This is a genomic window from Halorubrum laminariae (assembly GCF_024494655.1).
GTDB classification, from domain to species: Archaea; Halobacteriota; Halobacteria; order Halobacteriales; family Haloferacaceae; genus Halorubrum; species Halorubrum laminariae.
The window spans coordinates 345,148-361,408 of record NZ_JANHDL010000003.1; the positions used below are offsets into that span (position 1 = coordinate 345,148).

The window sequence follows — 16,261 nt, forward strand, 5'->3', positions numbered from 1 at the left end:
CGTCCGTTTTCACACACAGACGAGCGACAGCGATCGTGGTCAATCGATCGAACGCAAAAAAAGCTCGTCCGCCTTACTCGTCGCCGAACGCGCCGTCGTCGCGCCACTCGTCGAGCGTGGTCTGGTCGCCGGCAACTTCGGCAAAAACAGACTCCGTGTGCTCGCCGAGCCGCGGTGCGGGCGAGCGCACGATGTCGTCGTGGTCGGGGAAGTTGATCGGGTGGCCGGGCAGGAGACACTCACCCCAGTCGGGGTCGTCGTGTTCGACGACCAGATCCCGCGCCCGCGTCTGGTCGTAGTTGACGACGTCTTCGACGTCGTTGATGGGCCCACACGGGAATCCGTACTCGATGAGGCGATCGAGCCAGTACTCCGTGGACTCCGTCTCAAACTCCTCTTCGATAATTCCGACGACGGTGTCGGCATGCTCGAACCGGTCGTCGTTCGTCGGGTACTCGGCCAGTTCCTCGCGTCCGACGAGTTCGACGAAGTCGTCCCACCGGTCATCGCTCGGAACGCCGGTGACGAGCGCGCCGTCTTCGGTCTCGAACCGCTGGTAGGGCACGAGCGTCTGGTGGGAGGTCCCCTGCGGTCCGGGGACCGACCCGTCCATCGAGTAGGAGGTGAGGTACTCGTTCATCAGCGTCACGATCGAGTCGAACAGCCCCACGTCGAACTTCCCGTTGAACGACTCTGCGTCCGCGTCGCCGAGATGACCCCGCTCGTAGAGCCGGGCGAGCAGCCCGATGGCGGTGAACATCCCCGTCGTGAGGTCGCCGATGGCCTGTCCGACCTTGACCGGTTCGCCGCCCTCCGGACCGGTGACGCTCATGATCCCGCCTTCCGCCTGCAGGATGAGGTCGAGACCGGCCTGTTTCTTGCGCGGGCCGGTCTCGCCGTAGCCCTTAATGCTGGCGTAGACGATCTCCGGATTCCGATCGGTCACGTCCTCGTAGCCGACGCCCAGTTTGTCCGTGACGCCGTACCCGAAGTTCTCGATGAACACGTCGGCCTCCTCTAACAGCGACAGCGCGGCCTCGGTGCCGGCGTCGGATTTGAGGTCGAGCGTGACGGAGCGTTTGTTCCGGTTGTTCGCCATGAAGTAGCCGGACTTGCCGTCGGGTCCGATACCTTGGTGACGGGCGGGGTCGCCCACGCCGGGTCGTTCGATCTTCACCACGTCGGCACCCATGTCGGCGAGCAGCGCCCCGCAGAAGGGGCCCGCTCGGTGACCGGTCATCTCCACGACCGTGAGGTCTGCGAGTGGTCCTCCCGTCATTCGTCGTTGAACTCGTCCACGAGGCGCTCTCGTTCGTCGGTCGCGAACTGTTCCCACCAGACCTCGGATTCGAACTCGCGGTTCTCCTCGGCATCGTGAGCGTCGACCGCGTAGTTGAACGCGCGCTTGGAATTCTTCACCGCCGACCGGCCCGTGCTCTGGATCGCCTCGACGATCTCGTCGACCGTCTCATCGAGTTCCTCCCGCGGGACGGCGTGGTTGACGAGACCGATCCGCTCGGCCTCGTCGGCACCGATCATGCCGGCCGTGTAGACGAGCTCTTTCGCCTTCGCCTCACCGACGAGTTCGATCGCGCGCCACGTGGAGTTGCCCGTCGGGATCTGTCCGATGTCGGTTACCGGAACGCCGAACTTGGCGTTGTCGACCGCGATCCGCATGTCACAGTACATTGCGAAGATGAGTCCGCCGCCGACGCAGTAGCCGTTAACCTTCGCGATCACGGGCGCGTGGCACTCGAACGGTTTACGGTACATCTCGTAGAACAGCTCTTGGCGGTCCTTCTGTCGCGGGTCGTGTTCCTCAGCCGTTCCCGCATACTGGGAGATGTCTGCACCCGCGGAGAACGCGTCATCGCCCTCGCCGGTGATCACGACAACATCGATGGACCGGTCGAGCTGAATCTCGTCGAACGCGCGGAGCAGGTCCAGCATGACCGTATCGTTGAGCGCGTTGTACACATCGGGCCTGTGGAACTCGATCGTCGCCACGCCGTCCGTGACGTCGAGCGAGATACTCTCGTAGGCTGTCTCGCTTACCATGCACCCACATACCATGAAGGTCCTAAAAAGGATTGTGAGTCTCGGACGCTCCCGGGCAAATCGTGTCACGTACCAAAGTATTTACTACATGTGACCGAATTCCGAAGGCATGTCGTACAAGATAGCGACGATACCAGGCGATGGTATCGGACCAGAAGTCGTCGATGAAACCCTGCCACTGCTCCATGAAGTCGCGTCGCGACACGGCGTCGACATGGAGTTCACCGAGTACGATTGGGGCACAGAACGATATCTGGAGACGGGCGAAATGATGCCTGACGACGCGCTCGATCAGATCGTCGACGCGGACTCGATTCTACTCGGTGCGGTCGGTCACCCCGACGTTCGGGATCACATCACGCTTCACGGGCTCCTCCTACCGATTCGGAAGGGATTCAACCAGCAGGTGTGCAAGCGGCCGTCGATCCTCTTCGACGGCGTCGAGAGCCCGCTTCGAGGGTACGAGAGCGGCGACATCGACTTCGTCGTGTTCCGTGAGAACACCGAGGGCGAGTACTCCGACGCGGGCGGACGGATTCACGAGGGGTTTGAACACGAGGTGGCCGTCCAGAGCGCGGTCCACACGCGCGAGGGCACGGAAACGATCGTCCGAGCGGCGTTCGAGGCCGCGACCGAGCGCGACGGACACCTGACGAGCATCACGAAGTCCAACGCGCAGGCGTTCAGCATGACCTTCTGGGACGATGTCGTCGGAGAAATCGCGCCGGAGTACCCCGACGTGGAAGTCGAATCGCTGCTCGTCGACGCCGCGAGTATGGACTTGGTGCGTCGGCCGGATCAGTTCGACGTGCTCGTCGCCTCCAACCTGTTCGGCGACATCCTGACCGATATTGGTGCGATCGTCAGTGGCAGCATGGGGCTCGCCCCGTCCGGCAACATCAACGTCGACGACGAGTATCCCTCGATGTTCGAACCGGTCCACGGGAGCGCCCCCGACATCGTCGGCCAAGGCGTCGCGAATCCGATGGCGACGGTGCTGTCTGCGGCCATGATGTTCGAGAATCTCGGCGAGGACGCGGTCAGCGACGCACTCTGGAGCGCCGTCCGAGCGGTGCTGGCGGACGACGATGCGCCGGTGACGCCGGACCTCGGTGGATCGGCGTCGACCGGTGAGGTCGTCGACGCGATCGAAGAACGGCTGTAAGCGTCGGCGAACCGCTGACAATCGGGTGTTGGATCGATCTCGCGATCACGCTTTTGGAACAGTTCGAGTCTCGTGATCACGCGCGGGCGAGAGGAGAGCACACGGTAGCGTGACAGTGACGGCGCTGAACGAAGGGTCGGATCCGACGCTACTCTTTTGACGACGCGAAACGTTCGCTACCGTTCGTCACCACGACGCCGAGTTTCCCGGGCTCGAACCCTCGGTTCTTTCGTTTGACACACGAGGCCCCCACGAGGCCTCTGATCGGAACCGGAGTTCGAACAGCGCGGCTTTCTGCTCTCGAGTTTGCGTTACTCGGCGCGGATCGAGACGACGGGAACGTCCGATTCGAGCATCACGGTCTGGACGGTGCTGCCGAAGAGCGCCTTTCCGACCGGGGACCGCTTGCGGCCGGCGATGACGAGGTACCGGGCGTCGTTGGATTCGGCGTAGCTGACGACTTCCTCGGCCGGGTCGCCGAGGAGGCCGACGGGCGACACGTCGACCGCGGACGACTCGTCGATCACTTCCTGTGCGATATCCTCGGCGATTTCGAGGATATCGTCAGTCGGGATCGTATGTCCCGTGTCGCTGACGCTTGTTCGTTCGAGTTCGACGAACCGCTGTCGTGTCAAGACGTGCACGACCTCGACGGGCTCGTCGAACGCCTCACCGAGTTCGACTGCCTCTTCGACAACTGACGGGGCCCGTTCTGACCGATCGACGGCTGCAACGATAACCATACGAACAGTATTCAACCCTGATATATAAAATATGCCACCGGCCGCCGACGCAGTCACCGACGGCCGAACTTGTCATTTGCGCGGCAGCCCGCGCGATCATCTCATGAGATCGACGCTACAGCGTTCGACGCTTCGCGCGTTGATCGAAGACCTCCATATCTCTCGGCACACCCATGTACTGGTACCGCAATGTGGGGAAACATTTATGATAATCCCTTCTAATGTCACTGTTGGACACGGCAAAGGCAATCCCAAGAAGGCAGTTCCGGCCGAGAAACCAACTATCGAAACCACGTGACAAGATGACAGAAGACACAGTAGACGACATGGGCGAATCGAGTTCGAACACACGACGGCGGTTCCTGCAGGCGGTCGGTGCGACGTCGGCCGTCTCCCTCGCCGGCTGTTCCGGAAACGGCGGCGATGGCGGCGACGGCTCCGACGGGAGCGACGGATCTGACGGAAGCGACGGCTCCGACGGGAGCGACGGATCTGACGGAAGCGACGGCTCCGACGGTGGCGACGGATGGTCGCCGGACGGAACCGTTCGCTACATCGTCCCGTACGACGAGGGCGGCGGAACGGACACGTACGCTCGCGGTATCCAGGAAGGGTTCCAAGAGGAACTCGGCGAGTCGCTGCAGATCGACAACATTCCGGGTGCCGGCGGACTGAACGGCCTCGGTGAGCTGTACCGCGCGGACCCCGACGGAATGACCATCGCGGGTAACGCAGGCCCGCTCGAAGTGGCTCCGCAGCTGCTCAACGAGCCGAGCTTCGACATCCGCGACCTCACCGGACTCGGCGTGGTCGGGCAGTCGACGTGGACGCTCGTCGTCAACGAGGAATACGAGGGCGAAGTCGAGACCTTCGACGACGTTCTCGCGAAGTACGAGAGCGGCGAGTGGGAGGACATCGGCGTTCAGTCGTCCGGGAGTTCCCAGGACATCATTGTCCTGCTGTACAAGTACCAGTACGAAGACGAAGTCGGCTGGAACTGGCAGAACCGCGTGCAGTACACCGGAACCGGTCCGGTGGCGCAGGCGGTCGCGAGCGGAGAGGTCCCGTGTGGTATCGGGACCGACGCCGGTACCCAGTCCGTGGTTAACACCGGCCGTATCTTCCCCGTCACGACGTTCTACGGGCCCGGTACGGAGGTCTACCCGGACATCGACTCCGTCACCGACCTCGGCTACCCGCAGATCGACTTCGTCGGCGGTGTCTGGCGTGGCATGTACGGCCCGCCGGAAATGGACCAAGAGATCGTCGACTTCTACGCCGACGTGCTGGAGCGCACCACCGAGAACGAGGCCACGCAGGCGTGGAGTGACGAGACGGGGAACCCGGTCGTGTTCGAAGGGCCGGAAGCCGCCGAACAGAACTTCGAGGACGCCTTCTCCCAGTACGAGGAGCTCGAAATTCTAGACTTGGTCAACGAAAACCAGCCCTGAACCGGTCGGGGCCCTGCGGCGCGTCGGTACTTAATTTATTTATACTTGGAGTACACCGGTTGAGACACCACTGTCATGGTCAATTACTCAAAACGCCTTGAAGGCATTACAGCAGAGCACGTACTGCTCGTAACGTTACTCGGGCTGTCCGTCGTGTTTTACGTCGACCCGATTCTCAAGGACTATCCGACCAACGCGACGGTCTTCCCACAGCTGATGGCACAGGTCGTCGGGATCGGATCGTTCCTCCTCCTCATACAGAACTACCTCCCGGGACCGATCCGGACGTTCGTCGCTGAGGAGGTGAGCATGACGGAGAGCCTCGAGGAGGAACGCACCGAAGGCGTCGAGGCCGTCGATGAGAACGACGACAACGATATCGACGAGAAGTACGTCGACACCGGCGGCGAGGACGCCGACGAAGCAGACACCAAACGCCCGCCGCTCCACGAGAAATGGGGCGTCAACATCAACAACACCGTGATCATGATCGTCTTCTCGAGCGTTTACTTCGCGCTCGGGTGGGCGGCTGGGTTCCTCTACGTAACGCCGCTGTTCGTGTTTTCGTACACGACATGGTTCAGGGTGAACGTATTCAAGGGAGCGTTCCTCGCCGCACTCGCGACGGCCATCGTCTACGGATTCATCGTCTTCCTGCTCATGCCGTTCGACCAAGGAGCCATAGTCTTCACGGGGGGGCTCTAAATGGCGGTCGGTAGCCTCGTCGAAGGGATCCAGATCGCGGTCAGTTGGCCGGTCATCGGGTGGATGGCCGCCGGGCTGCTCGCCGGGATCGTTCTGGGAGCACTGCCGGGGATCGGGTCGCCGGTCGGGATGGCGATCGTTCTGCCGCTCACCGTGCCGCTCGATCCGACGCCTGCCCTCATCCTCCTGATATCCATTTATAGTGGTGCGATGTTCGGCGGGAGTATCGCCGCGATCCTGTTGAACGCACCCGGTACCGAGTCGGCCGCCGCGACGACGCTCGACGGTTATCCGATGGCGAAGAAGGGACTCGCGAAGAACGCACTCGCGATCGCGACAACCGCCTCCGCGCTGAACGGGTTCGTCGCCGCGATTTTGTTAGTGCTCATCTCACCGGTCCTCATCGAGGTTGTCCTCTTGTTCGGATCGGTCGAGTACTTCTTGCTCGCGATCTTGGGGATATCGCTCATCACAATCGTCGCGGACGGGTCGATCGTCAAGGGAATCGTGGCGGGCGCGTTCGGCTTCATGATCTCGACGATCGGCGTCGCGATCATGGCACCGACTCCCCGCTACGCGTTCGGACAACTCGCGCTGTACGAGGGGCTCAACTTCGTCGCCGCCCTGATCGGGATGTTCGCCTTCGCGGAGATGATGAAGCTCGCGGTCCAAGACCAGATCGCGGAGGACGCGGTCGGCATCACGGGCAGCATCACCGACGGGATCAAGACGGTGTTCCAGTACCCCAAGACGACGATAAAAGCGGGTATGATCGGGATGCTGATCGGTGCGGTCCCCGGTTCCGGTGCGACCACATCGACGTTCGTCGCGTACGCGGAGGAGGCGCGTTCCTCGGCGGCCGACGGTATCTTTGGTGAGGGTGACCCCCGCGGGATCATCGCCCCCGAAGGAGCGAACAACCCGACTGTCAGCGGATCGCTGGTTCCGACGCTCTCGTTCGGTATTCCCGGGAGCGGATCGACGGCGGTGTTCCTCGGTGGCATCCTGATGCACGGGCTCCAGCCTGGTCCGCAACTGTTCGGCGAACAGCTCCACATCACGTACGCGCTGTTCGTCTCGGTATTCCTCGGCAACATCCTCATCCTCGCGGTCGGGTACTCCGTCATTCCGTACGCGAGCGCGATCACGAAGATCGACACCGACGTCATCATCCCGATGGTCATCGTCCTCTCCTTTATCGGAGCGTTCAGTCTCCGACGGAACTGGTTCGACGCCTTCGGTGTGCTGGCACTCGGGATCATCGGCTACTACATGGTGAAGTACAAGTACTCGGTCATCGCGTTCGTCCTCGGGATCGTTCTGGGGCCGATTGCCGAGGAGAACTTCTTCCGCTCGCTACAGCTGTCTGGCGGCGGGTACGGGATCTTCGTCGATCCGAGCCGACCGCTTACGCTCAGTATCTCTATCCTGATCATCGTGGTGCTGATCGGGCCGTTCGTCGGGCCGTACGTGAAGGATGCGGTGAACAATCTCCGGTAGCACGGCGTGAGTCGTATCGCCTCGGAGCAGTCGGCTCCGAGCGACTGGCCGAATCTGTTTTTAGTTCTGCTTTCGCGCGACACGCGGGAACGTTTCTCCGACGAGGCGCAGTCCGTGCGGAAGGTGTCCTCTACGTAGACCGTCACAGCGGAGACGACGGACTGGCTCTCCGCCTGTAACTATCAGAGACAATAGTGATTGACCAGCGTAATCCAGTTGTGGGGATTCTCCGATGGACTCCCGCAACGGCCACTCATATCTACGACTGCACACGCGTCAGCCGACGAGCCGGTAGTAACGATCCGTAACGATCCAGAGGAATATAACCACATACGTATAAATACGTGTCGACGACTGACGATTCAGTGAAGGCGACCGGCGCGTGCACGGGCGTATCTGGCTGCGCCAGTAAACAATAGAGGCCTCTCGATGCCTCAGTTCGCGGTGCTACGGCGGTCCATTCTGAAAATACCAGTCTGGCAGATACCGCAGTCGTGAACAATGACGACAGCGCCGATAGCACACGTGAATTCTGCGCCACGCGACCTGTTGTTGCCCGCGGTGGCACGAACAATACTTATATACATACTTGGTTGCAACTTCCGTATACACGATGACTGCCCAGCACCGAGACGCCGGGGTGCCAGACGCATCACCCGCTCTCGATGACCCCCCGGGTATCGCCGGCGTCGGTATGACGGAATTCGCGAGCGCGGACGACCGCTCACTCGTCGACCTCCTCCTCACCGCCGCCGAACGCGCGCTCTCCGACGCCGAGCGCGACGCGTCGGCGGTCGACTCGGTCCACGTGGGAAACATGGCCGCGGAGGCGTTCAACGAGCGCTCGGGGCTCGCCAACGCGCTCACCGGCAGCCTCGGACTGACCGGCGTCACGGCTCGCCGAATCGAAAATACGAGCGCGAGCGGCGCGAGCGCCGTCCAGAGTGCGTTCGAGGCGGTCGCCGGCGGACACAGCGCGTGTGCGCTGGCCGTCGGCGGCGAGAAGATGTCGAGCGCGGACACCGCGACGGCGACCGAGATAATCAGCCGGATCACGCACGACCGCGAGTACGAGCAGGGCGTCACGCTGCCGTCGTTCGGCGGGCTCGCGGCGGCCGCGTACCTCGACGCCACCGACGCGGACCGACGCGATCTGGCGCAGGTCTCGGTGAAGAACCACGCTAACGCGTTCGAGAACGACTACGCGCAGTTCAGAAAGCAGATTGACGTCGACGATGTCCTCGACTCGCCGGCGGTCGCCGCGCCGCTGCGGCTCTACGACTGTTGCCCGACGAGCGACGGTGCCGCCGCGGTGCTTTTCACTGCTGAGCCGGCGGCCGACGCGGTGACCGTGGCGGCCTGCGAGAGCGCGACGGGCACCCACGCGGTGGCGGACAGAACGGATCCCCTCGAAATCGAGAGCGTCCGACTTGCCGGCGAGTACGCGTACGATACCGCGGGGTTTGGCCCGGAGGCCATCGATGTCGCCTGTATCCACGACGCGTTCAGCATCCTCGAATGGCTGGAGATGGAAGAGTTGGGGCTCGCGCCCGCAGGCGAGGCGTGGCGTCTCACCCGTGAGGGGCAGACGACACTCAACGGGACGCTTCCCGTCAACCCCGGGGGCGGGCTGAAGGCCCGAGGGCATCCACTGGGTGCGACCGGCGTCTCGCAGATCGTCGAACTCGTCTGGCAGCTCCGCGGCGACCTTCCCGACGAGCGAGCCGTCGGCGAAGCAGAGCACGGACTAGCGGTGAACGTCGCCGGCTTCGGGAACAACGCCGTCTGCACGCTCTTGGAGGTGGACGCATGACGGAGTTACTGGAGTGTCGCGACTGCGGTCGCCGCACCTACTATCAGAAGCGCCGATGTCTGGAGTGCGGCGGCTCGACGTTCGATCGCGTCGACGCCGGCCGCGGCGAACTCCGGTCCGTGACGACCGTTCACGTCACGCCGGAGGGCGTCCGCGAGCCGAACCGACTCGGGCTCGCGTCGTTTCCCGGCGGCGCAAACGTGATCGCACAGCTCGACGAGGACCTCGGGATCGGCGACGCGGTTCGGCTGGAAGGCGACCACGACCTCCGCGTCACGGCTGACGGGGCTCTGCGGGGCGCTCGGCTCGTCGCCGCGGAGTGACGCGGTCGCGCTGTCACCGGGCGAACGAAGACATTTCTGTGCTCGATCGACGTTTTATTCCGCTACGTCGTACCGCCCGAGTTCGACGAGGTTCCCGTCCGGGTCGCGGACGTACACCGACTCCATGCGTCCGCGCGCGCCGACCTTCTCGACGGGACCGTGAACGATCGCCACTCCGTACTCGCGCAGTTCGCGTCGGAGTTCGTCGACCGGGTCGTCGACGAGGAGACACAGATCGCCGCTTCCCGCCGTCGGCTCCGTCGCGTGCGGCGTGAACTCCTCGCCAGCCCGGTGGAAGTTGATCTTCTGTTCGCCGAACGACACCGCTCGCCGCCCGCCGTCGAATGTCTCCGGTGTCCCGCCGAGGACGGTCCCGTAGAAGTAGACCGCTCGGTCGACATCCGTGACCGTCAACACGAGGTGGTCGAGCCCGCTGGCGTGCATATCATTCTTTTGGGAGTCATCACCAAAAATCCACCCCTCGGATAGTGTGTTCAGACCGCCGTCGATACCACAACGCTTTGGTTGCTGTTGTCATACTAGACGGTATGCGCGCCGTTCGCTACCACGAGTACGGAGGCAAGAGCGTACTGACCGCAGAGACCGTCGACACGCCGGAGCCCGCCCGCGGCGAGGCGTTGGTCAAGATCGAGGCCGCGAGCGTGAACCCGATCGACACGTACGTTCGCGAGGGGAACGTGCGCCCGCCGTCCGGGTTACCGCACGTCGGCGGTTCGGATCTCGCGGGAGTCGTCGAGGCCGTCGGTGCGGGCGTGACAGCGGTCGAATCGGGAGACCGCGTGTTCGCGACCGGGCTCGGCGTGTTCTCGCCGGGCACGTACGCGGAGTACACCGTGGCACCGGTCGACCAACTCGCGCCGCTGCCGGAGGGCGTCTCGTTCGAGGAGGGGGCGGCCGCGGCGATGGCGTTCGCGACCGCGTGGCGCGCGCTCGTGACGCGCGGCGACCTCCGTCTCGGTGAGACTGCGGTCGTCCACGGCGCGTCCGGCGGCGTGGGACACGCCGCGGTACAGATCGCGGCCGCGGCGGGCGCGACCGTCGTCGGCACGGCCCGCGAGGGCGAACCGGCGTCGTTCGCGCGGTCGATGGGAGCCGACGCGGTCGTCGACTACCGGAGCGACGACCTCGCCGGCGATATCGACGCGGCGCTCGACGGTCGCGGCGTCGACGTGGTGTTTGAACCCCACGCCGACGCGCATCTCGACGCGAACCTCGACTGCCTCTCGCGCGGCGGACGGGTCGTCGTCATCGGCGAAGAGGGACCGATAACGCTGGACGGCGGGCTGCCGATGGCGGCGAAACAGGCGGACGCGGATATCCGGTTCATGTCGATCGTGGCCTCGCCAGACGATCAGGCCGCGATTCTCGAACGAGTCGGCGAGCGGCTCGCCGACGGCACGTTTTCGGTCGAAATCGACTCCGTCTTCGGGCTCGACGCGGTTCCGGAGGCGCTCGCTCGGCTGTCGGCTTCGGGGACGTTCGGAAAAGTGGTGCTCGATACGACGCGGTGACCGGTCGCGGTCAGGGCTCGGGGATCACGTCGTTTTCGACCAGTTCCGCGATGCGGTCGTCGTCGTAGCCGACCGCCTGCAGCACGCGAACCGTGTCTTCTCCGAGCAGCGGCGGGGCCTTGTCGAAGCCGGCGTCCGCCTCCGCGTAGTTGAGCGGGTGCTCGATGACGGGGATCTCGCCGGCTGCAGGGTGATCGATCGAGTCGACGACGCCGCGGGCGTTCACCTGCTCGTTGTCGAGCGCCTCGTCGACATCGAAGACGGGACCAACGGGGAGGCCCCGCTCTTCGGCCAGTAGCTCGACCCACTCGTCGGTCGTCTTCGTTTCGAGGACAGCCGACAGCTCCGCTTCCAACTCGTCCATGTTGTTCACGCGGGCGGAGTTCGTCTCGAACCGGTTGTCCGTCGCGAGTTCCTCGCGACCGATACCGGCACAAAACTCCTCCCAGAGCTTCTGGTTACCGCAGGCGACGTTTAGGTAGCCGTCGGCCGTCGAGTACATCTGATAGGGGGCGAGGACCGGGTCTTTCGTGCCCATTCGCGATGTCTCCTCGCCGACGAAGCTTTTGCCCGCCTGTTTCGTCAGCCACGGAAGCGCGGCGTCGAGCATGCCCAGTTCGACGCGCTCGCCCTCCCCGGTGCGCTCGCGGTTGTACAGCGACGTGACGATGCCGAACGCCGACCACATCGCCGTGATCAGGTCTGTCTGCGGAAGGCCGACCTTCGCCGGCGGTGCGTCGGGGTACCCGGTGACGTTCATCATCCCGCTCATCCCTTGGACGAGCAGGTCGTATCCGGGGCGGTCACTCCACGGACCCGTCTCGCCGAACGCCGATATCGAACAGTAGACGAGGTCGTCGTTGTGCTCTTGAAGCGTCTCGTAGTCGACGCCGAGCCGCGCTGCCGTCCCGGGTCGGAAGTTCTCGACGACGACGTCCGCCTCGGCCACGAGGTCGTACAGCGCCTGAATGCCCTCGTCTTTCTTCAGGTTCAGTTCGATGCTCTGTTTACCGTAGTTGACCGTCCAGAAGTACGGTGACTCGCCCTCGTCGGCCGCGGCCCGTCCGGGACCCTCGTAGTCGTCGACGTCGACGAACGGCGGTCCCGAATACCGGCTGTCGTCGCCGACTCCGGGGCGCTCGACTTTGATCACTTCTGCGCCCTGGTTCGCCAACATCATCGTCGCGAAGCCGCCGGTGACGAACGTCGTCAGGTCGACCACGACGATCTCCTCTAGTAAACGCCGTTGCTTGTCGGTTGAGCTCACGTTCGATACTCCGTAGATGACGTGATAAATGTTGGGAGGACTGCTCGGGAGGCCTTCGAGAGGGCGGTCGCGAGGCCTACACTCGCCGCAGCGCGACCACGGTGAGCGCCCCGAGTCCGGCGACACCGCCGAGCACGGCGAACAGCACGGCACTGGACGCGTTCGTGAGCACGAACCCGGCGATTGACGCTCCGAGTGCCCCGACACCGAACATCGCGAGATACGTGAACCCGTAGGAGAGCCCCTGCACTTCGTCGGGCGCTTCCTCCGAGACAACCACTTGGTAGACCGGAGCGGTCCCGTACACGAAGAAGCCGAGCAGCAGGCAGATTCCGACGAGTGGGACGGTCCCCGCCTCTCGAACTATCGGAAACGCCAGCGCGAGCACGGCGAGCGCGGTAAAGAATCCGAGGAACGCCGTGAGGCTCGGGACGCGGTCGGTGAGCCGGCCGCCCACGTACTGGCCGCCGATACCGACGGTCAACAGCGCGGTGTACACGTACTGGGACGGCTGGACCGTCTGTCCGAGCAGTTCGACGGGGGCGAGCGCCGGCGACTCGGCGAGCACGTCGGGAAGGAACGTCAGCAGTCCGCGGTAGTACACGCCGTACAACAGGATGGCTCCGAACGCAACGGTGAACGCCACGCCGAACAGCGCGCGCGAGTCCGTGACCATCTGTCGGAGCTCGTCGCCGATCGACCCCGCCGTCCCGTCGGGATCGGTTCCGTCCGCGTCCGATCTAGCCGTATCGTTCTCGTCTGCCTCGTCTGCCTCGTCGTCGGCCGCTCCGGTGTCGAACTCGATCTGCGTCCCTGCCACGCCGACGAGCACCGCGACGACAGAGAGCACGCCGGCCGCGAACCGCCAGTCGACGAACATCAGCATGAGCGCCGTGAGGAGCGGTCCGAACGCGGTGCCGACGTTACCGCCCGCGCCGTGGTACGCGAACACTGTCCCGCGAGCCTCGGCCGTCCGGCTGATGAGCGAGAGCCCGGCGGGGTGGTAGATGCTCGCGAAACACCCCCACAGCAGCACAGCGGCCCCGAGCGTGATCGGCCCCCGTGCGAGCGCGACGACGCCGAAGCCGATCCCCATGCCGATGACGGCAGCAGATATCAGTCGGCGCGCGTCGAACCGGTCCGAGAGCACACCGCTCACCGGCGCGCCGACGCCGATGACGCCGTATCCGACGCTCACAACCGCACCGATGACCGCGGCAGAGACGCCGAACTCCGCCATCCAGAGGCCGACGAAGAGCGGAATCGAGAGTTCGTACGTGTGAAAAAGCCCGTGTGCGAGGGCGGTGAACTGCACGAGCGCGCGGTCGTTTGTGTTCATTGATCCAACGACCACCGAGCAAGTAGATAAAAGTCAGGGCACCGTCAAAATGTCAGGGAAGTACAGTTCCGCGTAATGCAAGGTGGACCTCCGACCTCAAGGAGCGAGCGTAGCGAGCGAGTAGGTCGGAGAGGAAACCGACATGATGCGACACCAACCACGCTCGATGGCTGGCCGACTCCCCTACCGAACCGCTACTGATATAAAGACATGGATATACATCTGAAACACGGATGGAGGTACGTCGCACCGTCCCCGTCAAACTCAACGTGGCCGACGGCGACGCCGACCTCCTCCACGAAACCATCTCCGAGTTCCTGTGGGCCGCCAACTACGTCGTAGACCATGCGTGGCAAGGCGAGTATAAGACCACGAGCAAAGCCGAGCTCCAACGCGAAACCTACGACGATGTGCGTGCCGAGACGCGTCTCCAAACGAATCTCGTCCAGAACGCTCGCAACAAGGCCGCCGACGCCGTACAGAGCATCGTCGCTCGGTGGAAGCAAGGCGACTACGCGGGGAAGCCGCACTTCTCCGCGCCGACGCTCGTCTACGACAAGCGGTGTGCGACGTTCAATGACGACCACGCGACGCTCTCGACCGTCGAAGGTCGTATCACTGCCGAGTACGTCCTTCCCGACGAGAGCCGCGAAACGCCCCACTCGGAGTACCTGTTCACCGACGACTACGAAGTGACGGGCGGGGAACTCCACTACCGCGACGGTGAGTTCTACCTTCACGTCCGAACAACGGCGGACGTGGAGTTCGAGACTGCCGACGACGGCAACGACGAGCACAACACAGTCCTCGGCGTTGACCTCGGCATCGAAAACGTCGCCGTTACCTCGACAGGTGCGTTCTGGAACGGGTCAGAGTTGACCCACTGGCACCGCGAGTTCGAGAAACGACGCGGCTCGCTTCAACAGCGTGGAACGCGGGCCGCTCACGAAACCATCCAGTCGGTTGGACGTACCGAGACGGGTCGCTACGACCACTTCTTACACACCGTCTCGAAAGAACTCGTCGCGGAAGCCGTCGAAAACGGCTGTAGCGTGATTGCCTTTGAGAACCTGACAGGGATTCGTGAGCGGATGCCGAACGTCAAGAAGTTCCACGCATGGGCGTTCCGACGTTTGTTCGAGTACGTCGAATACAAAGCCGAGATGTTCGGTATCTCGGTCGAACAGGTGAGTCCTGCGTACACGAGCCAGCGGTGTTCTAAGTGCGGGACGACGCTCCGAGAGAACCGCCAGACGCAAGAGCGATTCTGTTGTGTGAAGTGTGGCTACGAAGTGAACGCCGACTACAACGCGGCGAAGAACATCGGTCTGAAGAATCTCCGCGCGGCGCAAACGTCGTCGGGCGGAGGCGCACCCGTAGGCGTGCGCTTGAATCGCGGGACGTTGAACGTGAACGGCGATTACGAGTCTGCCGCCGACGGCGGCCAGAACGGGAGTCCACGCGAAAGCCCCACCCTCAACGAAGCGAACGGCGAAGCCGTGAGCGAGTAGGGTGGGGTAGTTTACACGGAGTGTTCGATGTACAGTTCCAGTTCGTTCACCGCACCGAGAATCCGCTCCGGAAGCGCCTCGGTGAATCGGTCGTCCGTGATACGACTCGCCGGGCCGGCCACGCTCAGCGCGCCTATTACCTCGCCGTCGGCCGTGACGGGCGCGCCGACCGCGTGAACACCTGCCGTCGTCTCCTGTCGGTTGAACGCGTAGCCGCGATCGCGCACGTGTTCGAGTTCGTCGAACAACTCCTCGCGGGTGACGCTGCCGCCGTGGACGCCGCCGAGTCCACGAGTGTCGATGATCGCTTCGACACGGTCCGTGTCGTAGTCCGCGAGAATCGCCTTTCCCGCCGCGCTCGTGTGGAGTGGACCGCGTTTACCGACATGTGCGCCGGTCTGAACCGCGCTCTGTCCCACCTCCGTGTAGAGGTACACCCGCTGTCCGTTCTCCTCGACGAGGAACTGCGCGCGTTCTCCGGTCTCCTCGGCGAGCGCGTCGACCTTCTCCTTGATCATCGGATACGCCGTCACGCGCCGTTGGATCTGCCCCCCGACCGTGAGAAACTGGAGGCCGAGCGCGTACACGTCGCCGTCGTGGATCACGTATCCGTGTTTCTTGAGCGTCGTGAGGTGTCGATGAACCGTGCTCGGTGCCAATTCGAGATGTTCGGATAGCTCGGCGATCGTCATCCCGTCAGTTCCACGCAGTGTCTCGACGAGCTGTAACGACGTTTCAGTCGTTTTGGCGACCGATTTAGGCGCGTTTTCCATACGACTTCTATCGCAAGGTACTACTTAACTTCCCGGTAACTCGGAGAGTACGTAACTTTTCACGGATTTCTGGAAAATAGA

Annotated in this window: 15 protein-coding genes; 8 read left to right on the forward strand and 7 right to left on the reverse strand. The window is 63.5% G+C overall.

What is annotated here, in order from left to right; translation table 11 throughout:
* Window positions 1–73 precede the first annotated feature (73 nt).
* Window positions 74–1,279 carry a CaiB/BaiF CoA transferase family protein gene (locus NO887_RS07785; protein WP_256417896.1) on the reverse strand — a complete coding sequence of 402 codons (1,206 nt, stop codon included), beginning with the start codon at window positions 1,277–1,279 and terminating at the stop codon, window positions 74–76.
* Window positions 1,276–2,058 carry an enoyl-CoA hydratase/isomerase family protein gene (locus tag NO887_RS07790; protein WP_256417897.1) on the reverse strand — a complete coding sequence of 261 codons (783 nt, stop codon included), beginning with the start codon at window positions 2,056–2,058 and terminating at the stop codon, window positions 1,276–1,278. Before NO887_RS07790 ends, NO887_RS07785 begins: the two co-directional genes overlap by 4 nt.
* Window positions 2,059–2,167: 109 nt before the next feature.
* On the opposite strand from NO887_RS07790, the gene NO887_RS07795 reads away from it, so the two are divergent.
* Window positions 2,168–3,223: a 3-isopropylmalate dehydrogenase gene (locus NO887_RS07795; protein WP_256417898.1), complete on the forward strand. Its 1,056-nt coding sequence runs from the start codon at window positions 2,168–2,170 to the stop codon at window positions 3,221–3,223.
* Window positions 3,224–3,534: 311 nt separating this feature from the next.
* Here the strand turns inward: NO887_RS07795 and NO887_RS07800 are convergent, their stop codons facing one another.
* Entirely contained in the window at window positions 3,535–3,966 is a 432-nt protein-coding gene (locus NO887_RS07800; protein ID WP_256417899.1) for a universal stress protein, read from the reverse strand.
* Window positions 3,967–4,268: 302 nt separating this feature from the next.
* On the opposite strand from NO887_RS07800, the gene NO887_RS07805 reads away from it, so the two are divergent.
* From NO887_RS07805 to NO887_RS07825, 5 genes are all read left to right on the forward strand, one after another.
* The gene (locus NO887_RS07805; protein WP_303652267.1) at window positions 4,269–5,417 is read left to right on the forward strand and encodes a Bug family tripartite tricarboxylate transporter substrate binding protein; all 1,149 of its coding nucleotides are present in this window, start codon (window positions 4,269–4,271) and stop codon (window positions 5,415–5,417) included.
* A gap of 75 nt (window positions 5,418–5,492) precedes the next feature.
* On the forward strand, window positions 5,493–6,122 hold the full coding sequence (locus NO887_RS07810) for a tripartite tricarboxylate transporter TctB family protein (protein ID WP_256417900.1): 630 nt from the start codon (window positions 5,493–5,495) through the stop codon (window positions 6,120–6,122).
* On the forward strand, window positions 6,123–7,622 hold the full coding sequence (locus NO887_RS07815; protein ID WP_256417901.1) for a tripartite tricarboxylate transporter permease: 1,500 nt from the start codon (window positions 6,123–6,125) through the stop codon (window positions 7,620–7,622).
* Between the two features lie 613 nt (window positions 7,623–8,235).
* On the forward strand, window positions 8,236–9,435 hold the full coding sequence (locus NO887_RS07820; RefSeq protein WP_345780158.1) for a thiolase family protein: 1,200 nt from the start codon (window positions 8,236–8,238) through the stop codon (window positions 9,433–9,435).
* A complete protein-coding gene (locus tag NO887_RS07825; protein WP_256417902.1) occupies window positions 9,432–9,758 on the forward strand; it encodes a Zn-ribbon domain-containing OB-fold protein in 327 nt (108 codons plus the stop codon). The genes NO887_RS07820 and NO887_RS07825 overlap by 4 nt, the downstream gene beginning before the upstream one ends.
* 54 nt (window positions 9,759–9,812) lie before the next feature.
* Here the strand turns inward: NO887_RS07825 and NO887_RS07830 are convergent, their stop codons facing one another.
* Window positions 9,813–10,202, reverse strand: a complete 390-nt coding sequence (locus NO887_RS07830) for a VOC family protein (RefSeq protein WP_256417903.1) — start codon at window positions 10,200–10,202, stop codon at window positions 9,813–9,815.
* Window positions 10,203–10,306: 104 nt separating this feature from the next.
* Here NO887_RS07830 and NO887_RS07835 point away from each other — a divergent pair, with 104 nt between their 5' ends.
* The gene (locus NO887_RS07835; RefSeq protein WP_256417904.1) at window positions 10,307–11,290 is read left to right on the forward strand and encodes an NADPH:quinone reductase; all 984 of its coding nucleotides are present in this window, start codon (window positions 10,307–10,309) and stop codon (window positions 11,288–11,290) included.
* A 10-nt stretch (window positions 11,291–11,300) separates the two neighbouring features.
* Here the strand turns inward: NO887_RS07835 and NO887_RS07840 are convergent, their stop codons facing one another.
* Both NO887_RS07840 and NO887_RS07845 read right to left on the reverse strand, forming a co-directional pair.
* Complete coding sequence (locus NO887_RS07840; RefSeq protein ID WP_256417905.1) at window positions 11,301–12,557, reverse strand: CaiB/BaiF CoA transferase family protein; 1,257 nt, start codon at window positions 12,555–12,557, stop codon at window positions 11,301–11,303.
* 76 nt (window positions 12,558–12,633) lie between these two features.
* Window positions 12,634–13,896, reverse strand: coding sequence for an MFS transporter (locus NO887_RS07845; protein ID WP_256417906.1), 1,263 nt, complete (start codon window positions 13,894–13,896; stop codon window positions 12,634–12,636).
* A 233-nt stretch (window positions 13,897–14,129) separates the two neighbouring features.
* Between NO887_RS07845 and NO887_RS07850 the strand changes: the two genes are divergently transcribed.
* Complete coding sequence (locus tag NO887_RS07850; protein ID WP_256417907.1) at window positions 14,130–15,407, forward strand: RNA-guided endonuclease InsQ/TnpB family protein; 1,278 nt, start codon at window positions 14,130–14,132, stop codon at window positions 15,405–15,407.
* 11 nt (window positions 15,408–15,418) lie between these two features.
* Here NO887_RS07850 and NO887_RS07855 read toward each other — a convergent pair whose 3' ends face one another.
* On the reverse strand, window positions 15,419–16,180 hold the full coding sequence (locus NO887_RS07855) for an IclR family transcriptional regulator (protein ID WP_256417908.1): 762 nt from the start codon (window positions 16,178–16,180) through the stop codon (window positions 15,419–15,421).
* Window positions 16,181–16,261 lie beyond the last annotated feature (81 nt).

Coding starts and splice junctions, on each gene's coding strand:
- NO887_RS07855 (WP_256417908.1), bottom strand. CDS start 16,180: ATGGAAAACGCGCCTAAATCGGTCGCCAAAACGACTGAAACGTCGTTA.
- NO887_RS07795 (WP_256417898.1), top strand. CDS start 2,168: ATGTCGTACAAGATAGCGACGATACCAGGCGATGGTATCGGACCAGAA.
- NO887_RS07815 (WP_256417901.1), top strand. CDS start 6,123: ATGGCGGTCGGTAGCCTCGTCGAAGGGATCCAGATCGCGGTCAGTTGG.
- NO887_RS07830 (WP_256417903.1), bottom strand. CDS start 10,202: ATGCACGCCAGCGGGCTCGACCACCTCGTGTTGACGGTCACGGATGTC.
- NO887_RS07805 (WP_303652267.1), top strand. CDS start 4,269: ATGACAGAAGACACAGTAGACGACATGGGCGAATCGAGTTCGAACACA.
- NO887_RS07790 (WP_256417897.1), bottom strand. CDS start 2,058: ATGGTAAGCGAGACAGCCTACGAGAGTATCTCGCTCGACGTCACGGAC.
- NO887_RS07785 (WP_256417896.1), bottom strand. CDS start 1,279: ATGACGGGAGGACCACTCGCAGACCTCACGGTCGTGGAGATGACCGGT.
- NO887_RS07800 (WP_256417899.1), bottom strand. CDS start 3,966: ATGGTTATCGTTGCAGCCGTCGATCGGTCAGAACGGGCCCCGTCAGTT.
- NO887_RS07810 (WP_256417900.1), top strand. CDS start 5,493: ATGGTCAATTACTCAAAACGCCTTGAAGGCATTACAGCAGAGCACGTA.
- NO887_RS07850 (WP_256417907.1), top strand. CDS start 14,130: ATGGAGGTACGTCGCACCGTCCCCGTCAAACTCAACGTGGCCGACGGC.
- NO887_RS07820 (WP_345780158.1), top strand. CDS start 8,236: ATGACTGCCCAGCACCGAGACGCCGGGGTGCCAGACGCATCACCCGCT.
- NO887_RS07835 (WP_256417904.1), top strand. CDS start 10,307: ATGCGCGCCGTTCGCTACCACGAGTACGGAGGCAAGAGCGTACTGACC.
- NO887_RS07825 (WP_256417902.1), top strand. CDS start 9,432: ATGACGGAGTTACTGGAGTGTCGCGACTGCGGTCGCCGCACCTACTAT.
- NO887_RS07845 (WP_256417906.1), bottom strand. CDS start 13,896: ATGAACACAAACGACCGCGCGCTCGTGCAGTTCACCGCCCTCGCACAC.